Source organism: Pseudothioclava alba (genome assembly GCF_033100795.1).
Classification (GTDB): Bacteria; Pseudomonadota; Alphaproteobacteria; order Rhodobacterales; family Rhodobacteraceae; genus Pseudothioclava.
In genome coordinates, this window is sequence record NZ_JAWLVI010000003.1 from 317,544 (window position 1) to 339,154 (window position 21,611).

Below are 21,611 nucleotides of genomic sequence, written 5' to 3' on the forward strand. Positions count from 1 at the left end.
CGTTCCGTCCCTTATCGGTTATTCGCGCCCTTGCGCATCCATCAGAGCGCGCAACATGCGCTCTTCGGACATATCGTCTTCCGACGGCTTGTCGGTGGCTTCGCCACCCATCAGCAGCGACATCGAATCGTCTTCGGGCTCATCGACCTCGATCTGGGTCTGGTTTGCCTCGATCAGACGCTCGCGCAGATCGTCTGCCGATTGGGTCTCGTCCGCGATCTCGCGCAGGGCCACAACCGGGTTCTTGTCGTTGTCGCGGTCCACGGTCAGAGGCGCACCGGCGGCAACTTCGCGCGCACGATGTGCGGCGAGCATTACCAGCTCGAAGCGGTTCGGAACCTTGTCCACGCAATCTTCAACCGTCACACGGGCCATGATCTACTCCAGTCGACTTGGGAGAGTTGAACCGCTTATCTAGGCCGCACGTCCACGAATGACAAGCGCCCAATCACATCAATTCGCGGGGAAAACCGGCCTGATCGCCGCTTTTTCCGCCTTAGGCAGGGCGGAAACCAGTTCCGCCACCGATTTCCCGCTGATCGGGTCGCGCCAGTCGGGCGCAATATCCATCAGGGGAATCAGCACGAAACCGCGCTCGGTCAGGCGCGGATGCGGCAAGATCAGGCACTCGGGCGCGATACGCTGCTGCTCTTCGGGGGGCAGGTTTCGCCATTCGGCCAGCACCTCCAGATCGGGCAGCACCAGATCGCCGCAGGCCAGCAAGTCCAGATCGACAACCCGCGCTTCCCAGCGATGCGTGCGGGTCCGGCCAAGCTCGGCTTCAACCGCGTGCAACAGCGCAAGCACCTCCTCTGGTCCCTGCCCCGACACTATCGTCGCACAGGCGTTCACAAACTCCGGCCCGGACCCCGGCGGATAGGCGGGCGTGCGATAAAACCGGCTGATCGCGGCTATCTCGCAACCCGCGCGGCCAAGCGCGGACAGCGCCGCCATCAGAATTGCTGCGGGGGGCTGGCCGTTGATCTCCAGATTGCTGCCAAGGGCAATCTGGTAAGTATGCCTGTCCATTTAGACAGATACCCTTTCTGCTTGAGCCCGACTACCATCGTCCTAGATAGAGGCCCGTCTTTTTGACTTACGTAGCCATTTTTGTAGCGTCCGATGTTTGGACGCAAGGCGGCCAGGACATAAAAAGGAATCCCGATGTTCTATAAGGACGAACGGCTCGCGCTGTTCATTGATGGATCGAACCTTTACGCTGCGGCCAAGTCCCTTGGGTTCGACATTGATTACAAGCTGCTGCGTCAGGAATTCGAGCGCCGCGGCAAGCTGGTGCGCGCTTTCTATTACACCGCCCTTCTGGAAAACGAAGAATATTCACCGATCCGCCCGCTGGTCGACTGGCTGAACTACAACGGCTACGCGATGGTGACAAAGCCCGCGAAGGAATACACGGATTCCATGGGCCGCCGCAAGGTCAAGGGCAACATGGACATCGAGCTTGCCGTCGACGCAATGGAGCTTGCGCCGCGCCTTGACCATGCGGTGCTGTTCTCGGGCGATGGTGACTTCCGTCCGCTGATCGAAAGCCTGCAACGCCAGGGCGTGCGCGTGTCGGTGGTTTCGACCATCCGGTCGCAGCCGCCGATGATCGCGGACGAGCTGCGCCGTCAGGCCGACAATTTCATCGAGCTGGATGCGCTCCGCGATGTAATCGGGCGCCCGCCACGCGAACCGCGCGAAGGCGAGGAATACTAAGACCCTGAAAGAGCGCGCGCCCAAAGCGCGCTCTTTTCTCTTTGCGCTATGCCGCATAGACAGGCGCCATGTTCGAAGCGCTCACCCTTTTTGGCCTGTTTCTGTCGGCGCTGCTGGCGGCGACACCGATCCCGTTTCAATCCGAGGTCGTCTTTGTCGCTCTGCAAACCACGGGCGATGCCCCCATTTGGCAGCTTGTTCTGGTGGCGGGCATCGGCAACACCATCGGCGCCGCGATTACATATGTGATCGGCTTCGGCATCACCCGCTGGCGCGACCGCAAATGGTTCCCCGCGACCGAGGCCCAGATGTCGCGTGCAGAACGCTGGTTCGGCAAATGGGGACCGCTGGCCCTTCTGGTCAGCTGGGCACCGGGCGGCGATGTGATCTGCCTTGTTGCGGGCGTCTTGCGCCAAAGACTGGTGGTTTTCCTGCCGCTTGTCTTTCTGGCCAAGACCGGACGCTATGCGGTGCTTGCGTGGCTTACCGCCCGTGCAATCGCGCTTGCGGGGTAACTCGCACTGGACGCCAGCCGCCCCGCAGACTAGGTCTGAAACCGGATAAAGGAGCGGCACCCATGAAACCATCTCTCACTCTCTATCTGGCGGCCCCGCGCGGGTTTTGCGCGGGCGTTGATCGGGCGATCAAGATCGTCGAAATGGCGATCGAGAAATGGGGGGCGCCAGTCTATGTTCGCCACGAGATTGTTCATAACAAATTCGTCGTCGACAGCCTGCGTGACAAAGGCGCCGTCTTTGTCGAGGAACTGGACGAATGCCCTGATGACCGCCCGGTTATCTTTTCTGCCCACGGCGTTCCGAAATCCGTCCCCGCCGAGGCGCGCCGCCGCGAGATGATCTATGTCGACGCGACCTGTCCGCTGGTCAGCAAGGTCCACAACGAGGCCGAGCGGCACTTCGGGCAGGGGCTCCAGATGGTGATGATCGGCCACGAAGGCCACCCCGAGGTTCTGGGCACGATGGGGCAGCTCCCCGATGGCGAAGTCCTGCTGGTCGAGACCGTTTCCGATGTGGCCAAGCTCCAGCCACGAGACCCCGCGCGCCTTGCCTTCATCACCCAGACCACGCTTTCGGTCGATGATACCGCAGGTATCGTCGAGGCGCTGCAAGCCCGCTTCCCGCAGATCGTCGGCCCCGCGAAAGAGGACATCTGTTACGCCACCACCAACCGTCAGGCCGCCGTCAAGGCGGTTGCGCCCTCGATCGACGCACTTCTGGTGATCGGCGCGCCGAACTCGTCGAACTCCAAGCGGCTGGTCGAGGTCGGCAGCGCGAACGGTTGCGCCTATAGCCAGCTTGTGCAGCGCGCCTCCGACATCGACTGGCGCGCGCTGGAGGGGATCAAGGCGGCCGGCATTACCGCCGGCGCTTCGGCACCCGAACTGTTGGTGAACGAGGTAATCGACGCTTTCCGCGCGCATTACGATGTGACCGTTGAACTGGTCGAAACCGCCCGCGAAGACATCGAGTTCAAAGTGCCGCGCGTCCTGCGCGAAGCGGCTGTGTAAGGGGTAGAGATGAAGCTTTATAACATGCCCTCGTCGGGTAACAGCTATAAGGTCCGCCTGCTGCTGGCGTTCCTGGAGCAAAACTATGAGCGCGTCGACGTTGAATATCTGACCGACGCGCTGGATCAGGCCAAGGCATCGGGCGCGCTGCCCTTCGGCAAGGCTCCTGTGCTGCATCTGGATGATGGCCGTGTGCTGCCTGAATCGAACGCCATTCTGAATTTCCTCGGGCAAGGGACGCGCTTCATCCCCGCCGATCCGTTTGTCCGCGCGCAGATGCTGTCGTGGATGTTCTGGGAGCAGAACCAGCATGAAGGCGTCATCGCCGTGCGCGCGGCGCTGCGCAACTACCCCCACCGCGCGGCGCAAGCCACCCCCGAACGGATGGCTGATCTGCTGGTCTCGGGCAACGCCCTGCTGAAGATCATGGACGATCACCTCGCGCGCCACGATTGGCTGGCAGGCGACGCGATCAGCCTCGCTGACATCTGCCTTTATGCCTACACGCACACCGCCGAGTCGCGCGGCGGATACGATCTGGCCCCCTTCCCCGCGCTCCGCGGCTGGCTCGCGCGTATCGCCACCTTGCCCGGCTATATTGGCCTTGATGACTGACCATTCAACGGGGCACTCTGGCGCCCCGCCCCCAACCCCGAGGCCCCGATGAGCATCGAATTTCTGCTAACCGCCCTGATCGTCTGCCTCGCACCGGGGATTGGCGTCGTCTTCACCCTTTCGGTCACATTGGGCCAAGGGTTCAAGGCAGGTGTCTGGGCGGCGCTTGCCTGCTCGATCCCACCGCTTTTGCATATGGGCATCGCGATGGCCGGACTGGCGGCGGTTCTGCATAGCTCTGCCGTGCTGTTCCAGACGATCAAATTCGCAGGCGTCGGCTATTTGCTGTGGATGGCGTGGGGAACGCTGAAGGACACGGGCGGGTTGCGCATTGCCGCAGCCGAGCCAATGCCGCTTCGCCGCATCTTCCGGCAGGGCATTTTGCTCAACCTGCTTAATCCGAAACTGCCGATGTTCTTCATGGCCTTCCTGCCGCAGTTCATCGCCCCGACCGACGGTCCCGAAACGATGGTTCTGTTGGGCATTGCCTTCACCGTCATGACCTTTGTCGTCTTCGTTGGCTACGCAGCCCTTGCAGCAACCGGGCGCCAGCAGGTTCTGTCGCGCCCGCGTGTTGCCGACTGGCTGCGCCGCGCCTTTGCTGCCTCGTTTGCGCTCTTGGGCCTGAAGCTCGCGATGGAGCGCGCCTGATGGAATTCCTCGCCTGGACCGACGGCGCCTGCTCGGGCAATCCCGGCCCCGGTGGCTGGGGTGTGCTGATGCGCGCGATGGAGGGAGAAAGCCTCCTGAAAGAGCGCGAACTCAGCGGCGGCGAGGCCGACACGACCAACAACCGGATGGAGCTTCTGGCAGCGATCAACGCGCTTGAGGTGCTGTCGCGCGACGTGGCAATCACCATCACCACCGATTCCGCATATGTGAAAAACGGGGTCACTAGCTGGATTCACGGCTGGAAGCGGAACGGCTGGAAGACCGCCGACAAGAAGCCGGTGAAGAACGTCGATCTCTGGCTGCGCCTCGATGCCGCACAGGCCCGCCACCGCGTCACATGGGAATGGATCAAGGGTCACGCGGGCCACCCCGAAAACGAACGCGCGGACGAGCTGGCCCGCGCGGGCATGGCGCCGTTCAAATCGAAATGACGGATCTGGCGACAACCTTCGCGGGCCTGCCGATCGGCGCGACGCTCGATTATGCCGCCGTGCTGGTGTTCGCGCTGACCGGTGCGCTTGTCGCCTCGCGCCAGCAGCTTGATCTGGTCGGCTTTGTCTTTATCGCCATTCTGACGGCCGTGGGCGGGGGCACGCTGCGTGACCTGCTCCTGGGCCGCGATCCGGTGTTCTGGGTCGGGCGGCCCGAGTATCTGGTCCTGATCACCGCCGCCGCAATACTGGTGTTCTTCACGGCGCACCTTCTGGAAAGCCGATACCGCGCGCTTTTGTGGCTGGACGCCTGCGCGCTGGCGGTTGCGGTCCCGGCTGGCGTGGCGGTTACGCTGAACCTTGGGCATGGCCCCGTGATCGTCCTGATGATGGGCGTCGTGACCGGCACCTTCGGCGGGCTGATGCGCGATGTGGTGTGCAACGAGGTGCCCCTGATGCTTAAACAAGGCGAGCTTTACCTGAGCTGCGCCTTTGCCGGCGCTGCGACCGCACTTGGTCTGATGGCACTTGGCATAACGGGGCTGCCTGCGCTGGTCGCCTGTGGCGCCGTTACCTTCGCGCTGCGGGCCGGATCGCTGCGCTTCGGCTGGCGCCTGCCGGTCTACAAAGCCCGCCCGCCCCGCACCCGCGGCTAGGAACGGAACGCTTATCGTCGCGTCAAAACGGCCGAATTTCACCGATATATTGTGGATAACCGATCAAAACCCGCGAAATCGTGGGGTTCGGCGTTGACTCAATGCCGCCCCCTGCGGACACTCTGTCGTTAATTTGACAGAATCGGAAAGACCCGCCTTTGCGCTTTACCCGCCTTCGCCTCAACGGTTTCAAAAGCTTCGTCGACCCGACGGACCTTGTGATCCATGACGGGCTGACGGGGGTCGTCGGCCCGAACGGCTGCGGCAAGTCCAATCTGCTGGAGGCGCTCCGCTGGGTGATGGGCGAGAACCGCCCCTCGGCCATGCGCGGCGGCGGGATGGAGGACGTGATCTTTGCGGGTGCCGCCACGCGCCCCGCCCGCAACTTCGCCGAAGTATCGCTCCAGATCGACAACACCGAGCGCCTTGCGCCCTCGGGGTTCAACGACAGCGACGGGCTTGAGATCGTGCGCCGGATCACCCGCGACGCCGGGTCCGCCTATAAGGTCAACACCAAGGACGTGCGCGCCCGCGATGTGCAAATGCTGTTCGCCGATGCCTCGACCGGTGCGCATAGCCCTGCGCTGGTGCGTCAGGGACAGATCTCGGAACTGATTAACGCCAAACCGAAATCGCGCCGCCGGATTCTGGAAGAGGCCGCGGGGATTTCGGGCCTTTACCAGCGTCGCCACGAGGCGGAGCTGAAACTCAAAGGGGCCGAGCAGAACCTCTTGCGCGTTGATGACGTGATCGAACAGCTTGCCAGCCAGTTGGCGTCGCTTGCCCGTCAGGCGCGTCAGGCCGCGCGCTATCGCACCATCGGCGAAGACCTGCGGCGCGCCGAGGGGATGCTTCTGTATCGCCGCTGGCGCGAGGCTCGTCAGGCCCGCGATGAGGCCCACGCTGCCCATGCTGACCAAATCCGCGCCACCGCGCAGGCCGAGCTTGCCGCGCGTGAGGCTGCTAAAATCCGTGCCGAACGCGATGACGCCTTGCCCCCTCTGCGCGAGGAAGAGGCTATTGCAGGTGCCATTCTACAGCGCCTTTCCGTGCAGCGCGACGCCCTGACCGAACAGGAACAAATCGCCCAGACCCGCATCGGCACACTGCGCAACCGGATCGAACAACTGACCCGCGACATCGAGCGTGAGGCGGGCCTTAACCGCGACGCGGGCGAGACGATCGAGCGGCTTGAATGGGAGCTGGCGCAAATCCAGAAGGCGTCAGAGGGGCATGATGATCGCCTCGCCGCCGCTAGCGCCGAGGCGCAGGACGCCGCGACAATCCTGTCGGCCCGCGAGACCCAGCTTTCGCAAGAGACCGAAGACGTCGCCCGACTGGCCGCACGCCACCAGTCCGCGCAACGCCTGCTTGCTGACAACCGCGCCACGGCAGAAAAATCCGAAGCCGCCGCCGCGCAGGCGAAAGAGGCCGCAACTGCCGCGACCGAAGCTCTGGCCCGCGCCGCTGACGATTTCGCCACCGCCGAAGACGCCCAGTCCGAAGCCGAAGCCGCGGCAGAGGCTGCCGAGACCAGCCTGATCGCCGCCGATAATGCCCGCGCCGAAGTTCAGGCCCGCGAGACCGCTGCCCGTGCCGCCCGGTCCGAGGCCGAAGGCGAGGCAGGCGCCCTGCGCGCCGAGGTTACGGCTCTTGCCCGTCTGGTCGAACGCGAAGCTGCCACCGGCACGCAACTGGTCGACCGCGTGCGCGTCGACAAAGGCTTCGAAGCGGCCCTTGGCGCGGCCCTTGCCGACGATCTGCGCGCGCCCGAGATTGAGGGGGATGCCGCGACCGGCTGGACCTCCCTGCCCGACTATGATGCAGCGCAAACGCTCCCCGAGGGCGCGGCGCCTTTGTCCGATCAGGTGCAGGTTCCCGACGTGCTGCGCCGCCGGATTTCCCAGATCGGGCTGGTCTCGGATTACGATGACGGCTGCCGCCTTCAGCACCTTCTGAAGCCCGGCCAGCGCCTTGTCTCGATGGAGGGCGATCTGTGGCGATGGGACGGCTTCCGCGCTGGCGCCGAGGACGCACCGACCGCCGCCGCACTTCGCCTGCAACAGCTTAACCGCCTTGTCGAACTCAAGCGCGACCTGGAGGAAGCCGAGGCGCAGGCCGCAGGCGCGAAACAGGCACACGAGGCGCTCAGCATCGCGCTGCGCAATGCGACCGAAGACGACCGCTCTGCCCGCGAGGCCCGCCGCACCGCCGACCAGCGCCTGGCCGAAGCGGGCCGTGCGCTCAGCCGTGCCGAGAGCGACAAGTCTATCGCAGGCTCCAAGCTGGAATCCGCGCGACTGGCCGTGAACCGCCACGAGGAAGAGGCGATGTCGGCGCGCAAGGCGCTGTTAGAGGCCGAGCGCGCTCAGGAGGCTTTGCCAGACCTGCAATCCGCCCGCGAAGAGGCGGATGCGGTCAAGATCACCGTCGAGGCAGCGCGCGTCACGATGATGACCAAGCGCTCGCATCACGACGAGATCCGCCGCGAGGGCGAGGCACGCACCAAGCGCCGGCAAGAAATCACCAAAGAGGTTTCGGGCTGGAAACACCGCCTTGAAACAGCCGAGCGGCGGTCTGCGGAACTGATCGAGCGCAAGGATGAGACCGAAGAGGAACTGATCGAAGCGATGGCGCGGCCCGAAGAGCTGGCCGAACAGCGCGAGCAGCTTTCCGAGCAGATCGACACCGCCGAGACGCGCCGCTCCGAGGCCAGCGACAAGCTGGCTGCCGCCGAAACCGCGCTGCGCGAAGCCCAGATCACCGAGCGCGAGGCCGAGCGCACGGCAGGCGAGGTGCGCGAGGCCCGCGCCCGCGCCGAGGCCCGCCTTGAAGCCGCGCGCGAGACGATGCAAACCGCGACCGACCGCATCCTCGAAGAGACCGAGCAGACGCCGGACAAGCTACTGGAAACGCTTGGCGCAGACCCGGAAACGATGCCGCCTTCGGACGAATTGGACATCGAGGTGAACCGCCTCAAACGCCAGCGCGAGGCCTTGGGGGCAGTCAACCTGCGCGCCGAGGAAGATGCGAAGGAAGTGCAGGAAGAGCACGACCTTCTGGTTAAGGAAAAGGCCGATCTTGAAGAAGCGATCCGCAAGCTGCGCGCGGGAATTTCTGGCCTGAACCGCGAGGGGCGCGAGCGCCTGCTGACCGCCTTTGAGCAGGTGAACGAGAACTTCCGCACGCTGTTTACCCACCTGTTCGGCGGCGGCTCGGCCAGCTTGCAACTGGTTGAAAGCGACGACCCGCTGGAAGCCGGCCTTGAGATCATGTGCCAGCCGCCGGGCAAGAAACTCTCGACCCTGTCGCTTTTGTCGGGGGGCGAGCAAACGCTGACCGCGATGGCGCTAATCTTCGCGGTGTTCATGGCCAACCCCGCGCCGATCTGCGTGCTCGACGAGGTGGACGCGCCGCTTGATGATGCCAACGTTACCCGCTTCTGCGACCTCTTGGACGAGATGACACGGCGCACCGAAACGCGCTTTTTGATCATCACGCACCACGCGGTCACCATGTCGCGCATGGACCGTTTGTTCGGCGTCACCATGCAGGAACAAGGCGTCAGCCAGCTTGTCTCGGTCGACCTGAAGAAAGCCGAACAACTCGTCGCCTGATCTGGCCTTCGGGTCGCAATTGCGCTTGCAGCGCGCGCGCACCCCGCCTAGCCTCCGGCCAACAGAATGAACGGAGCCCCCATGTCCAAAATCGAAGCCCGCCTTGCCGAACTCGGCATCGACCTGCCCGCAGCCCCCGCGCCTGCCGCCAACTATGTACCCTTCGTGCAAAGCGGCAACCTGATCTTTGTCTCGGGCCAGATCTCCAACGCTGGCGGCGAGTTGATCAAGGGCAAACTTGGCGCGGAGATGAGCGTCGAAGAGGGTGCCGCAGCCGCGCGCACCTGTGGGCTTGCGCTGATCTCGCAGGCGCGCGCCGCGGCGGGTGAACTGGACCGCATCAAGCGCGTCGTCAAGCTGACAGGCTTTGTCAATTCGACCGCCGATTTCACCGACCAACCCAAGGTCGTCAACGGCTGCTCGGACCTTATGGTCGAGGTGTTTGGCGACGCAGGCCGTCACGCCCGTTCCGCCGTCTCCGCTGCCAGCCTGCCGCTTGGCGTCGCGGTCGAGATCGAAGCGATTTTCGAGGTCGAATGACCCCGCTGGACCCCGCGTTTCTGTCAATCCCTCTGGCGCATCGCGCCCTGCACGATGTGGCCAAGGGGCGGCCGGAAAACAGCCGCGCGGCCATTCGTGCGGCCATCGCGGCCGGATACGGGATCGAGATCGACATTCAGCCGTCGGCAGATGGTGTTCCGATGGTCTTTCACGACTATCAGCTGAACCGATTGACTGCCGAAACCGGCGCCATCGCCCGGCGCAGCGCGACGGAGCTGGCGGCAATCCCGCTTACCGGAGGGACCGAGGGCATCCCGACATTGCACGAGGTTCTGGCCCTTGTCGCGGGACAAGTGCCGCTGCTGATCGAGATCAAGGATCAGGATGGTGCGATGGGGCCAGCGGTCGGCCCGCTGGAACGGGCCATTGCCGCGCAGGTGGCGGGGTATGTCGGGCCGCTGGCGCTGATGTCCTTCAATCCGCATAGTATTGCGGCACTGCGGGACGCTTCGCCTGCGCTTTGCCTTGGGCTGACCACCTCGGCCTATAGTGCCGATGACTGGCCGCTTCTGCCCGCGCCGCGCCGCGATGCGCTGCGCGAGATCCCCGATGCCGAACCGCTGGACGTCGCCTTCATTTCACATGAAGCGGCCGATCTGGACCGCCCTCGGGTGGCGGATCTCAAGGCCCAAGGCCGCCATGTCCTGTGCTGGACGATCCGCTCTGCCGCCGAGGAAGCCCGCGCCCGCCACGTCGCGCAGAACATCACCTTCGAAGGTTATCAGGCCGATTTTCCTGCTTGACGCAGGCGCCCGACACTCCAGATTTGCCGGATGGATCGCGCCCTTGAACTCCGCCTGACCGGCTCAATTTTCGACATCCCCGAACCCGCGTGGGATGCTTGCGCCTGCCCCGAGGCCACAACGGGCCGCGCGCTTAACCCGTTCACCCGCTGGCGGTTTCTGGCGGCGCTGGAGGCTTCGGGGTCGGTCGGAGAAGGCACCGGATGGGCGCCGCACCATGCCACGCTTTATGCGGGCGATGATCTGATCGCGGTCGCGCCGATTTATCTAAAATCCCATTCGCAGGGTGAATATGTTTTCGACCACGGCTGGGCCGATGCGTTTGAACGCGCGGGCGGGCGCTATTACCCGAAACTGCAAGGCGCCGTGCCTTTCACCCCCGTCACAGGGCGCCGCTTGCTGGCCAAACCGGGCTATGAGGCCGAAGCACGCCACGGGCTTTTGGCGGGGCTGGCGCAAATCGCGGATCAATCTGGTCTCTCGTCGGTTCACCTGACCTTCTGCACCGAGGCCGAGGCGGTAGCCGCAGACGGCTGGCTCCACCGGATCGGGCAACAGTATCACTGGCTCAATCAGGGCTATCGCAGCTACGACGATTTCCTCGCCAGCCTCAGTTCCCGCAAACGCAAGACGCTGCGTAAGGAACGCGAACGCGCGCAGGGCTTTGGCGGCGAAATCCGCCATCTGACCGGCGACCAGATCCAACCCGCGCATTGGGATGCCTTCTGGGCGTTCTATCAGGACACCGGCAGCCGCAAATGGGGCCGTCCCTATCTGACGCGCGCCTTCTTTGACCACCTGCACGAGATGCGCGACGATGTTCTTCTGGTGCTGGCCGAGCGGGATGGGGCGCCCATCGCGGGCGCCCTTAACCTGATCGGGCGCGAGGCACTGTTCGGGCGCTATTGGGGCTGCGTCGAGGATCACGCGCATCTGCATTTCGAGCTATGCTACCATCAGGCGATTGACTGGGCGATTGCGCAGCGGCTCAAGCGGGTCGAGGCGGGCGCGCAGGGCGAACATAAACTCGCGCGAGGATACCTGCCCGTGCCAACATATTCCGCCCATTGGATCGGTCATCCGGGGCTGCGTCAGGCGGTTGCGGATTATCTGGACAAAGAGCGCGCGGCGATCACCGAAGACATCGCCGCGCTGGCCGGATACGGGCCATTTCGCAAAGACGGGGATTAAAGCTGCGCCAGCAGCGCCTCGCCTGCCGTCAGGTCGCAAACTCCGGGGCCGTTTTCGGTGTTCAGGATCGTCACAACCCCGTCCTCGACCAGCATCGAATAGCGCACCGCGCGGTCGATCAGCCCGATTTGCGGGGCCGAAAACGCCATCCCTATCGCCTTGGTAAAGCTGCAATCGGTATCACCCAAAAGCGCGATCCCTGCCGCCTCGGCACCCGTATCTTTGCCCCATGCTGCCAGAACAAAGGGGTCATTCACCGGCACGCAGATAATCTCGTCCACGCCTTTTTCCGCGAACGCCTTGGCGTTGCGCACGAAGCTGGGCATATGCGCGGTCGAGCACATCCCCGTAAACGCGCCGGGCAGGCCGAAAAGCACAACCTTGCGCCCCGCCAGTTTGCCCGCCAGCGAAACCGCCTCGGGGCCGTTTGCACCCATTTTCAAAAGATTGGCGTCGGGAAGCCTGTCTCCCACCGTAACACGCATCGTCATCTCCCTGTTCGCGTTGCAGTATACCGGCTTCACGATATAGGGTCGGGCGGAACGCGGACCAGAGGGATTATCCATGTCGGGGATCATTATTATCGGGGGCGGGCAGGCGGCGGCCTCGATGGCGGCGAAACTGCGCGCGAAGGGATACGAACACGAGATCACGATCATCGGTGACGAACCCGTGCCCCCCTATCAGCGCCCCCCTCTGTCCAAGGCTTATCTGCTGGGCGATATGCCGCTTGAGCGCCTGACGCTGCGCGGTGACGACTGGTGGGCCGAGAACCGGATCACACTGCGCCTTGGCGCGCCGGTCGAGACGATTGATCCCGCCGCCCGAACGGTCACGGTAGGTGGTGACACCTTGGCCTATGACGAGCTGGCACTTTGCACCGGCGCGCCCCCGCGTCGCCTGCCCGCGTCCATCGGCGGCGATCTGGAGGGCGTTTATACTGTGCGCACTCTGGCCGATGTCGATGGCATGGCGCCCGAGTTCCGCGAAGGCGCACGCCTTGTGGTGATTGGTGGTGGCTATATCGGGCTGGAGGCGGCGGCGGTCGCGCGCAAACTTGGCCTTGAGGTTACGCTGGTCGAGGCCGCCCCGCGTATCCTTGGCCGCGTTGCCAGCGCCGAAACGGCAAGCGCGATCCGCGCCCTTCACCAACGCCACGGCACCGAAATCATCGAAGGCGTGGGCGTCGAACGGATCGAGGGCGACACCCGCATCTCGGGCGTCAGGCTGGCCGATGGACGCACCCTGCCCGCCGATTTCTGCATCGTCGGCATCGGCGTCATCCCCGCGACCGATCTGGCCCGCGCAGCCGGGATCACCTGCGGCAACGGCATCGTGACAGACGCTTTCGGACGCACCTCGGCCCCGCATGTCTGGGCGGCAGGCGATTGCGCCGAGATCGAATTGGCAGGCCAGCGCACGCGCCTTGAAAGCGTCGGCAACGCCATCGACATGGGCGAACTTGTTGCCGAAAACATGCTGGGTGCCGAGCAACCCTACGCTCCGAAGCCTTGGTTCTGGTCCGACCAATACGACGCGAAGTTGCAGATCGCAGGCTGGAACGCGGGCTATGACACCGTCATCACCCGCGGCGGCGACGGTCAGAGCTTCTGGTATTTCCGCGATGGCGCGCTGATTGCGGTCGATGCGCTGAACGACGCGCGCGCCTATATGATTGGCAAGCGCCTGATCGAAGGCGCCAAACCCGTCACCCCAGACCAAATCGCCAACCCTGACACCGACCTGAAAGCCCTGATGAAATGAGAATTGTTGGCGGAGACCGTCGCGGCCTGAAACTGGCGGATGTGGGCGAGGGCGACGCGCAGGCGCATCTGCGCCCCACGACCGACCGCGTGCGCGAAGCGATTTTCAACCTGCTGATCAACGGCACCCACGGCAACCCCGTGCCGCAAGCCCGCGTGCTGGATCTGTTTGCAGGCACCGGCGCGCTTGGCCTTGAGGCGCTTTCGCGGGGTGCTGCGCGTGTGGCTTTTGTCGATGACGGCACCGCCGCGCGCGCCCTTTTGCGCCAGAACATCGAAAAGATGCGCGCGATGGGCGTGACCGATGTCTGGCGGCGCGATGCAACCCGCATGGGGCCGTGCCGTGGCGCAGGCTATGACCTGATTTTCCTTGATCCACCCTATGGCAAAGCGCTTGGCGAAAAGGCGATTGCGTCTTGTCTTGAAAATGGCTGGATTGCGCCCGGCGCCATGATCGTCTGGGAAGAAAACACGCCCCCCGCCTGTCCCGCGCCGCTTGAACAGATCGACCAGCGCAAATATGGCGAGACCCTTGTCACCCTTTGCCGGATGCCCGCATGAAACCCCAAGCCATCTTGTTCGACTGCGACGGCGTGCTCGTCGATTCCGAGGGCGCGACCTTTGAGTTGATCCAGTCCGAATTCGCCGCCTATGGCCTGACCCTGACCATCCCGGAACTGGAAACCCTGTTTCTGGGCGGCACGATCGAGATCGTCGCCTCGAAAGGGCGCGAGCTTGGCGCGGCACTGCCGCCCGACTGGGTCGAGGGCTATTACGACCGCCTCTATGCGATGCTGCGCGAAGGCACGCCGCTGATCGCGGGCATCCCCGAATTGCTGGAGCGGCTGGACGCCGAGGGCATCCCCTTTGCCGTCGGCTCGAACGGGCGCGGCGCCAAGATGGAGGCAACCCTTGGCCAGCACCCGAAGATCAAGGCCCGCCTTGAAGGGCTGCTGTTCTCGGGGCAGGATCTTGGCTGCCCGAAGCCTCAACCGGGGCTTTACCTGCATTGCGCCGAGGTGTTGGGCGTTGATCCGGCGGCCTGCGTTGTGATCGAAGACAGCCCCGCAGGCGCGCGCGCCGCCAAAGCCGCCGGAATGCGCTGCCTTGGATACGCGCCCCACGGCCCCGCACCGCGTTTGGCCGCGGAAGGGGCGGAACTGTTCACCTCGATGTTGCAGGTGCCAGCCTTGATCGGCCTTAGCTAAAACGAAAAACGGGGGCCGAAGCCCCCGCGTTTCTTAGCCCCAGGTCGGGTGGAACCGGTTCGTCGGGCTGAGCGTGAAAATCTCACACCCATCCGCAGTAACACCGATCGAGTGTTCAAACTGCGCCGAAAGCGATTTGTCGCGCGTCACCGCCGTCCAGTCATCGGCCAGAACCTTGGTTTCGGGGCGACCCAGATTGATCATCGGCTCGATGGTGAAGAACATCCCCTCTTCAAGCACCGGCCCCGACCCCGCGCGCCCGTAATGCAGCACGTTCGGCGGCTCGTGGAACTGACGCCCCAGCCCGTGACCACAGAAGTCGCGCACGACCGACATCCGGTGACCTTCGGCATATTTCTGGATCGCATGACCGATGTCGCCAAAGGTATTGCCCGGCCGCACCTGCTCGATCCCGAGCATCAGCGCATCATGCGTCACCTCTATCAGACGCTCGGCCTTGCGGCTCAGGTTGCCCGCGACATACATCCGCGAGGTATCGCCATACCAGCCATCAAGGATCACAGTGACATCGATATTCAGGATGTCGCCATCCTTGACCGTTTTCGGCCCCGGAATGCCGTGACACACCACATGGTTCACCGAAATACACGAGGCGTGCTGATACCCGCGATACCCGATGGTGGCCGAAACGGCCCCCAGCTCGGTCACGCGGTTACGGATGAAATCGTCCAGCGCTTCGGTGGTCACCCCGGGAACGACAAGCTCTGCCACTTCATCAAGGATGCGCGCGGCGCAATGCCCCGCAGCCTGCATCCCTTCGAAATCCGCAGCTTCGTAAATCCGGATACCGTCTTTCGTCACGCGTCCGCTGGTGTCGTCCAAGGCTCTTCTCCTGCTACTTCGGCCCCTAGATAAGGGGAAAATCCGCAGTTTGCCAGACCGGGCTTTTCCGCGCCCGATCCGGGCCTTATACCAAGGGCACCAAGGAGGAGCGAAAATGCCCAATCCCACCGCCGCGATCCTGATTATCGGGGATGAAATCCTGACCGGACGGACCCGCGAGGGGAATGCGTATTTTCTCGCGGGCGAGTTGGTAAAGGTCGGTATCGACCTGCGCCAGATCCGCGTTATCAGCGACGATCACGAAACCATCCGTGATGCGGTGCGCGAACTTTCCGCGAACCATGACCACCTGATTACCTCGGGCGGGATTGGCCCCACGCATGACGACATTACCGCCGATGCTGTGGCCGCTGCCTTTGATGCGCCTTTGGACATTCGCGACGATGCCCGCGCGATCCTTGGCGCGCATTACGCCGCGCGCAACACCGAGTTCACCCCCGCCCGCCTGCGCATGGCGCGCATCCCCGAGGGCGCGCGGCTGATCGACAATCCGGTCTCGGGTGCGCCCGGTTTTTCGCTGGAAAATTGTCACGTCATGGCGGGCGTGCCGAACATCTTTCAGGCGATGGTCGCAGGGCTTTTGCCCCGCCTGACCGGCGGCAAGCCGCTGCAATCGCGCAACTGGCAGATGATGGTTGCCGAAGCCTCTATCGCAGATGCGCTGCGCGCCTTGGCCGAGGCGCATCCGCTGGCCTCATTCGGCTCTTATCCGTTTGTGCAGGACGGCCATTACGGCACGAACCTTGTTGTGCGCTCGACCGACCGGGCCGCGCTGGAGGCGGGCTTTGCCGCCCTTCAAACCACTTTTCCGGAGGGCAAATGACAACCTTTGACCTGATCGACGCTACATGGCCCGCAGCCTCCACACGTTCGGCAGGCGGTTTTCTGATCCGCGAAGGACAAGGCGCGGGCAGCCGCGTCAGCGCCGCCACGCTTGAAGGCGCGTTCGAAGGCGCCGACATCGAGGCCGCCCTTGCCGCCAGCAAGGCGCTAGGCCAGCGAGGGCTATTCATGGTGCGGGCGGGCGAAGAGGCGCTCGACGCCGCCCTCGCCGCCCGTGGCTTTGTCATCGAAGACCCCTCGGTCGAATACCGCGCCCCCTTGGCCACACTTGCCCATGCCGTGCCCCCCGTCACCGCCTTCGCCCATTGGCCGCCGCTGCAAATTGCGCGCGAAGTCTGGGAGGAAACCGGCATCAGCGCCGCGCGCCAGGCCGTGATGGAGCGCGCCTCGGCCCCCAAAGCCTGCGTTCTGGGCCGGACCGAGGACCGTGCAGCGGGTGTGGCCTTCGTCTCGATCTCGGGCGACACCGCGATGCTGCACGCGCTCGCCATCCTGCCCGAAATGCGTCGCAAGGGGCTGGCCCGCGCGATGATGGCCGAGGCCGTCCGGTGGGCCGTGGCCGAAGGGGCGCGCGACCTGTCGCTGATCGTCCGGCGCGACAATTCCGAGGCAAATGCGCTCTACCGCTCGCTCGGGATGGCACAGGGCACCCAATACCATTACCGCGCCGAGGCCAAAGCATGATCCGCCGCCTGTTCTCGCTGGCGGTGGTGCTTTGCGGCGGACAAGCCCTTGCTGCGCCACCGATCGAGCTTGCCCTGCCACAAGGGGCCGCGATCAGCGCCGAACGAGAGTCGCCAGGCACCAGCCTCGAATTTCCACTCGGTCCCTGGCGGGGCGGGGCGATTACCGCGCGCCACATCGAAGGCTACCGCACCGATACCGCATGGCGGCTGCGCGCGAACCAGACGACCTCATTGCAGATCATGGCGCCGCTGCGCGAACAGCTTGGCGTCGCGGGCTTCGGCTTTCTGTTCGAATGCGAGACCGAAGGCTGCGGCGGCTTCGATTTCCGCTACGCCATCGACATCTTGCCCGAGCCGGAAATGCACGTCGATCTGGGTGACTTCCGCTATCTGGCCGCGCGCAAGGGTGACATGTTTGTCGGGCTGATGGTGTCGCGCTCTTCCGAGTCGGGGTTTGTGCATCTGACGACTTTGCAGGCCCAAAAGGTCGAACCGGCAGAATTGCGCAACGACCTTTCCTCGCCCACCCGAGCCACGCCGGTCACACCCCAGACCGGCACCGCGCTGCCCCCCCTGTCAGGCGGCGATCTGGCGCAACAGCTTGAAAGCGCAGGCCACATCCCCCTTGAAGACCTGATGTTCGAAAGCGGGCAGGCGACCCTGAACGGCACCGACATTGCCTCGCTGAAAGCGCTGGCGACCTATTTGCAAGCCAACCCGCAGGCACAGATCTCGCTGGTCGGGCATACCGATTCCGAAGGCAGCCTTGAGGGGAATATCGCGCTTTCGAAACGCCGCGCCGAAGCCGTGCGCGACAAGCTGGTCGCGGATTACGGCGCCCCTTCGGCACAGATCACCGCCGAGGGCGCGGGATGGCTCTCGCCGCGCGCAAGCAACCTGACCCCCGAAGGGCGCGACCAAAACAGAAGGGTCGAAGTGGTTCTCACCTCGACCCAAAGTTGGCGGTAAGGGCGGAGCCTACCGCAGGGGAGAAAACTTGCTTACCAGTTGTCCGGCCCCTTCTCGGCGAAGGTATAGGCCAGGAAATCAATGAAGGCACGGACCTTGGGTTGGGTAAAGCGGCCGGGAGGATAGACCGCATAAATGCCAAGCGTTTCCATCGGCAATTCGGGCATCGCCTCTTCGACCAACCCCTGCTTCATTGCATCCGCATACAGGAATGACGGCAGATAGGCGATGCCAAGCCCGGCAATCGCCGCATGCAACAGCGACTGGCCATCGTTCACCGTCAGCCAGCCAGCCGAGCGCACCTGACGACGCTCGCCAGAGGGCGCCGTGATTTTCCACACATTCCCCGCCGACTGGTTCGAGTAATGCAAAAGCTTATGCTCGTTCAGATCGTCGATCTTCTGCGGGCGTCCGTATTTTTCGAAATAAGAGGGCGCGGCAATCATCCGGCGCGAGGTCTCGGTCAGTTTGCGCGCACGCAGGGTGCTGTCCTCCAGCTCGCCCACGCGGATCGCCATATCAAAGCCTTCCGAGATCAGTTCGACATAGCGGTTATTCAGCACCATGTTCACGGTAATATCGGGAAACTCCTGCAAGAAATCACCCAGCACAGGCGACAGCAGGTTCACCCCGAAATCCGTCGCAACCGAGATCCGCAACAGCCCCGAGGGCGCAATCTGCATCGAGGTCACAAGCGCATCGGCCTCTCCGGCGTCGTTCAGAACACGGCGCGCCCGGTCATAATAGGCCAGCCCGATTTCAGTCGGAGAAACCCGCCGCGTCGTGCGGTTCAAAAGCCGCGCACCCAGACGGGCCTCAAGCGAGGAGACGTGCTTTGATACCGCCGATTTCGAAATCCCCATCTTCTTGGCGGCATCCGTGAACCCGCCCTGATCGACGACAGTGGCAAAGGCTTCCATTTCAGTCAGGCGATCCATTTCGTCCCCTTAAGTCGTAACTTTTCGTTTCCGGTTGAGACAAGGTTTCGCGGCAAAATCGGGCGCAAATGGGGCCAAGCGGGGACAATACGGGGGAATTTGCGCGCTTGATCCCCCGCAAGAAACGATTGTTGACCGTGCCGGAATGACGTGACGCGGCGTTCGGCGTGACTTGGGTTTACGCGCAGGTCACACTGGCCCCAACACTTTCGGGGAGGAATGAATGGGCCAGTATGCTCATATGCTTGCACCGCTTGATCTGGGTCATGTGACGCTGAAAAATCGCGTGCTGATGGGGTCGATGCACACCAATCTCGAAGAAACCGGCGACTGGAATCGCGTGGCAGAGTTCTATGCGGCGCGTGCACGCGGCGGCGTCGGCCTGATGGTGACGGGCGGCATGGCTCCCAATCGCGAAGGCGGCGTGTTTCCGGGGGCGGCAGGGCTGTTCTCGGATCAGGACATCGCAAACCACCGCATCATCACCGAGCGCGTCCATCAGGCGCACGGGCGCATCGTGATGCAAATTCTGCACGCGGGGCGCTATGCCTTTGGTCCCGAATGCGTATCGGCCTCGGCCATCAAATCACCGATCTCGCCCTTCCCGCCGAAAGCGCTGGATGAGGCAGGCATCGAAAAGCAGATCGCAGACATCGTCACCGCCGCGACCCGTGCGCGCGAAGCCGGATATGACGGGGTCGAGGTGATGGGCTCCGAGGGGTATTTCCTCAACCAGTTCCTTGTGCGTCATGTCAACAAACGCGAGGACCGCTGGGGCGGCAGTTTCGAAAACCGTATGCGCCTGCCCGTCGAGGTCGTGCGCCGTGTGCGCGAGGCCGTCGGCCCGGAGTTCATCATCATCTACCGTATCTCGCTGATCGACCTCGTCCCCGATGGCTCGACCTGGGACGAGGTCGTGACGCTGGCCAAAGCGGTCGAGGCGGCGGGTGCAACCCTTTTGAACACAGGTATCGGCTGGCATGAGGCGCGCGTGCCGACCATCGCGACCTCGGTTCCGCGCGCGGCGTTCGCGTGGCTGACCGCGCGGCTGCGGCCCGAGGTCTCGATCCCCGTGATCGCCTGCAACCGGATCAACCATCCCGATGTGGCCGAGGGCATTCTCGCTTCGGGTCAGGCCGATATGGTCAGCCTTGCACGGCCCTTCCTTGCTGATCCCGCGTTCGTTAACAAGACCGCTGCGGGGCGGACCGACGAGATCGCGCCCTGCATCGCGTGCAATCAGGCGTGTCTGGATCATACGTTTCAAGGCAAGATCAGTTCGTGCCTTGTGAACCCGCGCGCGGGTTACGAGACCGAGCTGGAGATCACCCCGACTGCGCAACCCAAACAGATCGCGGTTGTGGGTGCGGGGCCAGCAGGCTGTTCGGCAGCCATCACGGCAGCAACGCGCGGGCATAGCGTGACGCTCTTTGATGCGGCCGATCAGATCGGCGGGCAGCTTTGCATGGCGCGCCGCATCCCCGGCAAAGAGGAGTTCGTGGGCCTGACCGACTGGTTCGCGACGATGCTGGACAAGTCCGGTGTCACCTTGCGGCTGTCGACACGCGCCACCTCCGAAACCCTTGCCACTTTCGACGAAGTGGTCATCGCCACCGGCGTCACCCCCCGCGATCCGCAAATTCCGACCGAGGGCGGGCTGGTCGTCTCGTATATCGACATTCTGACGGGGCGCGTCACCGCTGGCCCGCGCGTCGCGATTGTCGGCGCGGGCGGTATCGGCTTCGACGTGGCCGAGTTCCTGGCGGTGAACGACAGCCCGACGCTCGATCTGGAAGAGTGGAAACGTGAATGGGGTGTGGGCGATCCGCTGGATACCGCAGGCGGTCTGGCCGAACCCGCGCCCGAGCCTCCCGCGCGGCAGGTCACGCTGTTGCAGCGCAAACCCGAACGCCCCGGCCGCCGCCTTGGCAAAACGACCGGCTGGATTCACCGCGCGGCGCTCAAGGCCAAGCAGGTCAAGATGGTTGGCGGCGTGAATTACGAAAAGATCACCGATGAGGGGCTGCACATCTCCTTCGGGGAGGCGCGCGAAAATCCCACTCTGATCGAGGTCGATACGGTTGTGCTTTGTTCGGGGCAATTGTCTGAACGCAGCCTTGCCGATGCCATGATTGCGGCTGGCCGTGAGGTGCACATTATTGGCGGCGCGGATGTCGCGGGCGAACTGGACGCGAAGCGCGCGATCGACCAAGGCACCCGTCTGGGCGCGCGCCTGTAGCGGGGGCTTGCCCCCCGTCAGCCCAATATCTCGACGCAGTGGCGCCGGAACGCGCGCTTGAGCAGATCAAGCTCGGCGCGCAAAAGGTCAATCTCGGCGCGCAGGTCTTCGTCCAGCGGCTGCCCCGCAACAATCGAGACACGCCCGATTGTTTCGCCCGCTGCCACATCACGGATCAGGATCGTCTGCACCCCGTCCGACAGGATCGCGGCGGGGATCGGCACGCTGACCTGCCATTTTCCCTCACCTCCGCCAATCTCCAGGCCGGGCAACACGCGTTCGAGGTGGACAAGCTCGATCTCGGGGGCTTTGGGCGCGACGATCACGCCTTCCCATATACCTGCGCGAATTCGCGATAGCTCAAGCAT

General features: G+C 63.9%; 24 protein-coding genes. 18 read left to right on the forward strand and 6 right to left on the reverse strand.

Annotated features, from left to right (window positions below; genetic code table 11):
- Positions 1-18: 18 nt before the first annotated feature.
- Both rpoZ and folK read right to left on the reverse strand, forming a co-directional pair.
- Positions 19-375 (reverse strand): DNA-directed RNA polymerase subunit omega, encoded by a 357-nt coding sequence (rpoZ, locus tag RYZ20_RS09660; RefSeq protein ID WP_317672869.1) that lies wholly within the window; start codon positions 373-375, stop codon positions 19-21.
- 78 nt (positions 376-453) lie between these two features.
- Entirely contained in the window at positions 454-1,029 is a 576-nt protein-coding gene (folK, locus tag RYZ20_RS09665; RefSeq protein ID WP_317672871.1) for a 2-amino-4-hydroxy-6-hydroxymethyldihydropteridine diphosphokinase, read from the reverse strand.
- 135 nt (positions 1,030-1,164) lie between these two features.
- Between folK and RYZ20_RS09670 the strand changes: the two genes are divergently transcribed.
- The 11 genes from RYZ20_RS09670 to RYZ20_RS09720 all read left to right on the forward strand — a co-directional run bounded on the left by RYZ20_RS09670 (position 1,165) and on the right by RYZ20_RS09720 (position 11,733).
- Entirely contained in the window at positions 1,165-1,719 is a 555-nt protein-coding gene (locus RYZ20_RS09670; protein WP_317672873.1) for a LabA-like NYN domain-containing protein, read from the forward strand.
- 68 nt (positions 1,720-1,787) lie between these two features.
- On the forward strand, positions 1,788-2,234 hold the full coding sequence (locus RYZ20_RS09675) for a YqaA family protein (protein ID WP_317672875.1): 447 nt from the start codon (positions 1,788-1,790) through the stop codon (positions 2,232-2,234).
- Between the two features lie 62 nt (positions 2,235-2,296).
- Positions 2,297-3,247: a 4-hydroxy-3-methylbut-2-enyl diphosphate reductase gene (gene ispH / locus RYZ20_RS09680; RefSeq protein WP_317672877.1), complete on the forward strand. Its 951-nt coding sequence runs from the start codon at positions 2,297-2,299 to the stop codon at positions 3,245-3,247.
- A gap of 9 nt (positions 3,248-3,256) precedes the next feature.
- Positions 3,257-3,862: a glutathione S-transferase family protein gene (locus RYZ20_RS09685; RefSeq protein WP_317672879.1), complete on the forward strand. Its 606-nt coding sequence runs from the start codon at positions 3,257-3,259 to the stop codon at positions 3,860-3,862.
- 48 nt (positions 3,863-3,910) lie between these two features.
- Positions 3,911-4,513 (forward strand): LysE family translocator, encoded by a 603-nt coding sequence (locus RYZ20_RS09690; RefSeq protein WP_317672881.1) that lies wholly within the window; start codon positions 3,911-3,913, stop codon positions 4,511-4,513.
- A complete protein-coding gene (gene rnhA, locus RYZ20_RS09695) occupies positions 4,513-4,965 on the forward strand; it encodes a ribonuclease HI (RefSeq protein ID WP_411572345.1) in 453 nt (150 codons plus the stop codon). The genes RYZ20_RS09690 and rnhA overlap by 1 nt, the downstream gene beginning before the upstream one ends.
- Positions 4,962-5,621: a trimeric intracellular cation channel family protein gene (locus RYZ20_RS09700; RefSeq protein WP_317672883.1), complete on the forward strand. Its 660-nt coding sequence runs from the start codon at positions 4,962-4,964 to the stop codon at positions 5,619-5,621. The genes rnhA and RYZ20_RS09700 overlap by 4 nt, the downstream gene beginning before the upstream one ends.
- A 158-nt stretch (positions 5,622-5,779) precedes the next feature.
- Complete coding sequence (gene smc, locus RYZ20_RS09705; protein WP_317672885.1) at positions 5,780-9,238, forward strand: chromosome segregation protein SMC; 3,459 nt, start codon at positions 5,780-5,782, stop codon at positions 9,236-9,238.
- Between the two features lie 81 nt (positions 9,239-9,319).
- Entirely contained in the window at positions 9,320-9,778 is a 459-nt protein-coding gene (locus RYZ20_RS09710) for a RidA family protein (protein WP_317672887.1), read from the forward strand.
- Entirely contained in the window at positions 9,775-10,542 is a 768-nt protein-coding gene (locus RYZ20_RS09715; protein ID WP_317672889.1) for a glycerophosphodiester phosphodiesterase family protein, read from the forward strand. Before RYZ20_RS09710 ends, RYZ20_RS09715 begins: the two co-directional genes overlap by 4 nt.
- A 30-nt stretch (positions 10,543-10,572) precedes the next feature.
- Positions 10,573-11,733, forward strand: coding sequence for a GNAT family N-acetyltransferase (locus tag RYZ20_RS09720; protein WP_317672891.1), 1,161 nt, complete (start codon positions 10,573-10,575; stop codon positions 11,731-11,733).
- Here RYZ20_RS09720 and RYZ20_RS09725 read toward each other — a convergent pair.
- A complete protein-coding gene (locus RYZ20_RS09725; RefSeq protein ID WP_317672893.1) occupies positions 11,730-12,218 on the reverse strand; it encodes a peroxiredoxin in 489 nt (162 codons plus the stop codon). The two genes, RYZ20_RS09720 and RYZ20_RS09725, sit on opposite strands and share 4 nt — an antisense overlap.
- A gap of 79 nt (positions 12,219-12,297) precedes the next feature.
- Between RYZ20_RS09725 and RYZ20_RS09730 the strand changes: the two genes are divergently transcribed.
- Genes RYZ20_RS09730 through RYZ20_RS09740 form a run of 3 tightly spaced genes read left to right on the forward strand, consistent with a single transcriptional unit; the run spans position 12,298 to position 14,704 of the window.
- A complete protein-coding gene (locus tag RYZ20_RS09730; protein WP_317672895.1) occupies positions 12,298-13,497 on the forward strand; it encodes an NAD(P)/FAD-dependent oxidoreductase in 1,200 nt (399 codons plus the stop codon).
- The gene (rsmD, locus tag RYZ20_RS09735) at positions 13,494-14,057 is read left to right on the forward strand and encodes a 16S rRNA (guanine(966)-N(2))-methyltransferase RsmD (RefSeq protein ID WP_317672897.1); all 564 of its coding nucleotides are present in this window, start codon (positions 13,494-13,496) and stop codon (positions 14,055-14,057) included. The genes RYZ20_RS09730 and rsmD overlap by 4 nt, the downstream gene beginning before the upstream one ends.
- On the forward strand, positions 14,054-14,704 hold the full coding sequence (locus RYZ20_RS09740; protein WP_317672899.1) for an HAD family hydrolase: 651 nt from the start codon (positions 14,054-14,056) through the stop codon (positions 14,702-14,704). Before rsmD ends, RYZ20_RS09740 begins: the two co-directional genes overlap by 4 nt.
- A 33-nt stretch (positions 14,705-14,737) precedes the next feature.
- On the opposite strand, the gene map is transcribed toward RYZ20_RS09740, so the two are convergent.
- Positions 14,738-15,547 (reverse strand): type I methionyl aminopeptidase, encoded by an 810-nt coding sequence (gene map, locus RYZ20_RS09745; protein ID WP_317672901.1) that lies wholly within the window; start codon positions 15,545-15,547, stop codon positions 14,738-14,740.
- A gap of 115 nt (positions 15,548-15,662) precedes the next feature.
- On the opposite strand from map, the gene RYZ20_RS09750 reads away from it, so the two are divergent.
- The 3 genes from RYZ20_RS09750 to RYZ20_RS09760 are packed head-to-tail and all read left to right on the forward strand — an operon-like array spanning position 15,663 to position 18,066.
- On the forward strand, positions 15,663-16,391 hold the full coding sequence (locus RYZ20_RS09750) for a competence/damage-inducible protein A (RefSeq protein WP_317672903.1): 729 nt from the start codon (positions 15,663-15,665) through the stop codon (positions 16,389-16,391).
- A complete protein-coding gene (locus RYZ20_RS09755) occupies positions 16,388-17,095 on the forward strand; it encodes a GNAT family N-acetyltransferase (protein ID WP_317672905.1) in 708 nt (235 codons plus the stop codon). Before RYZ20_RS09750 ends, RYZ20_RS09755 begins: the two co-directional genes overlap by 4 nt.
- The gene (locus tag RYZ20_RS09760) at positions 17,092-18,066 is read left to right on the forward strand and encodes an OmpA family protein (RefSeq protein ID WP_317672907.1); all 975 of its coding nucleotides are present in this window, start codon (positions 17,092-17,094) and stop codon (positions 18,064-18,066) included. The genes RYZ20_RS09755 and RYZ20_RS09760 overlap by 4 nt, the downstream gene beginning before the upstream one ends.
- A gap of 32 nt (positions 18,067-18,098) precedes the next feature.
- Here the strand turns inward: RYZ20_RS09760 and RYZ20_RS09765 are convergent, their stop codons facing one another.
- Positions 18,099-19,004: a LysR family transcriptional regulator gene (locus RYZ20_RS09765; RefSeq protein WP_317672909.1), complete on the reverse strand. Its 906-nt coding sequence runs from the start codon at positions 19,002-19,004 to the stop codon at positions 18,099-18,101.
- A 223-nt stretch (positions 19,005-19,227) separates the two neighbouring features.
- Between RYZ20_RS09765 and RYZ20_RS09770 the strand changes: the two genes are divergently transcribed.
- Positions 19,228-21,243 carry an FAD-dependent oxidoreductase gene (locus RYZ20_RS09770; protein WP_317672911.1) on the forward strand — a complete coding sequence of 672 codons (2,016 nt, stop codon included), beginning with the start codon at positions 19,228-19,230 and terminating at the stop codon, positions 21,241-21,243.
- A gap of 17 nt (positions 21,244-21,260) precedes the next feature.
- On the opposite strand, the gene RYZ20_RS09775 is transcribed toward RYZ20_RS09770, so the two are convergent.
- Positions 21,261-21,611: a hypothetical protein gene (locus tag RYZ20_RS09775; RefSeq protein WP_317672913.1), complete on the reverse strand. Its 351-nt coding sequence runs from the start codon at positions 21,609-21,611 to the stop codon at positions 21,261-21,263.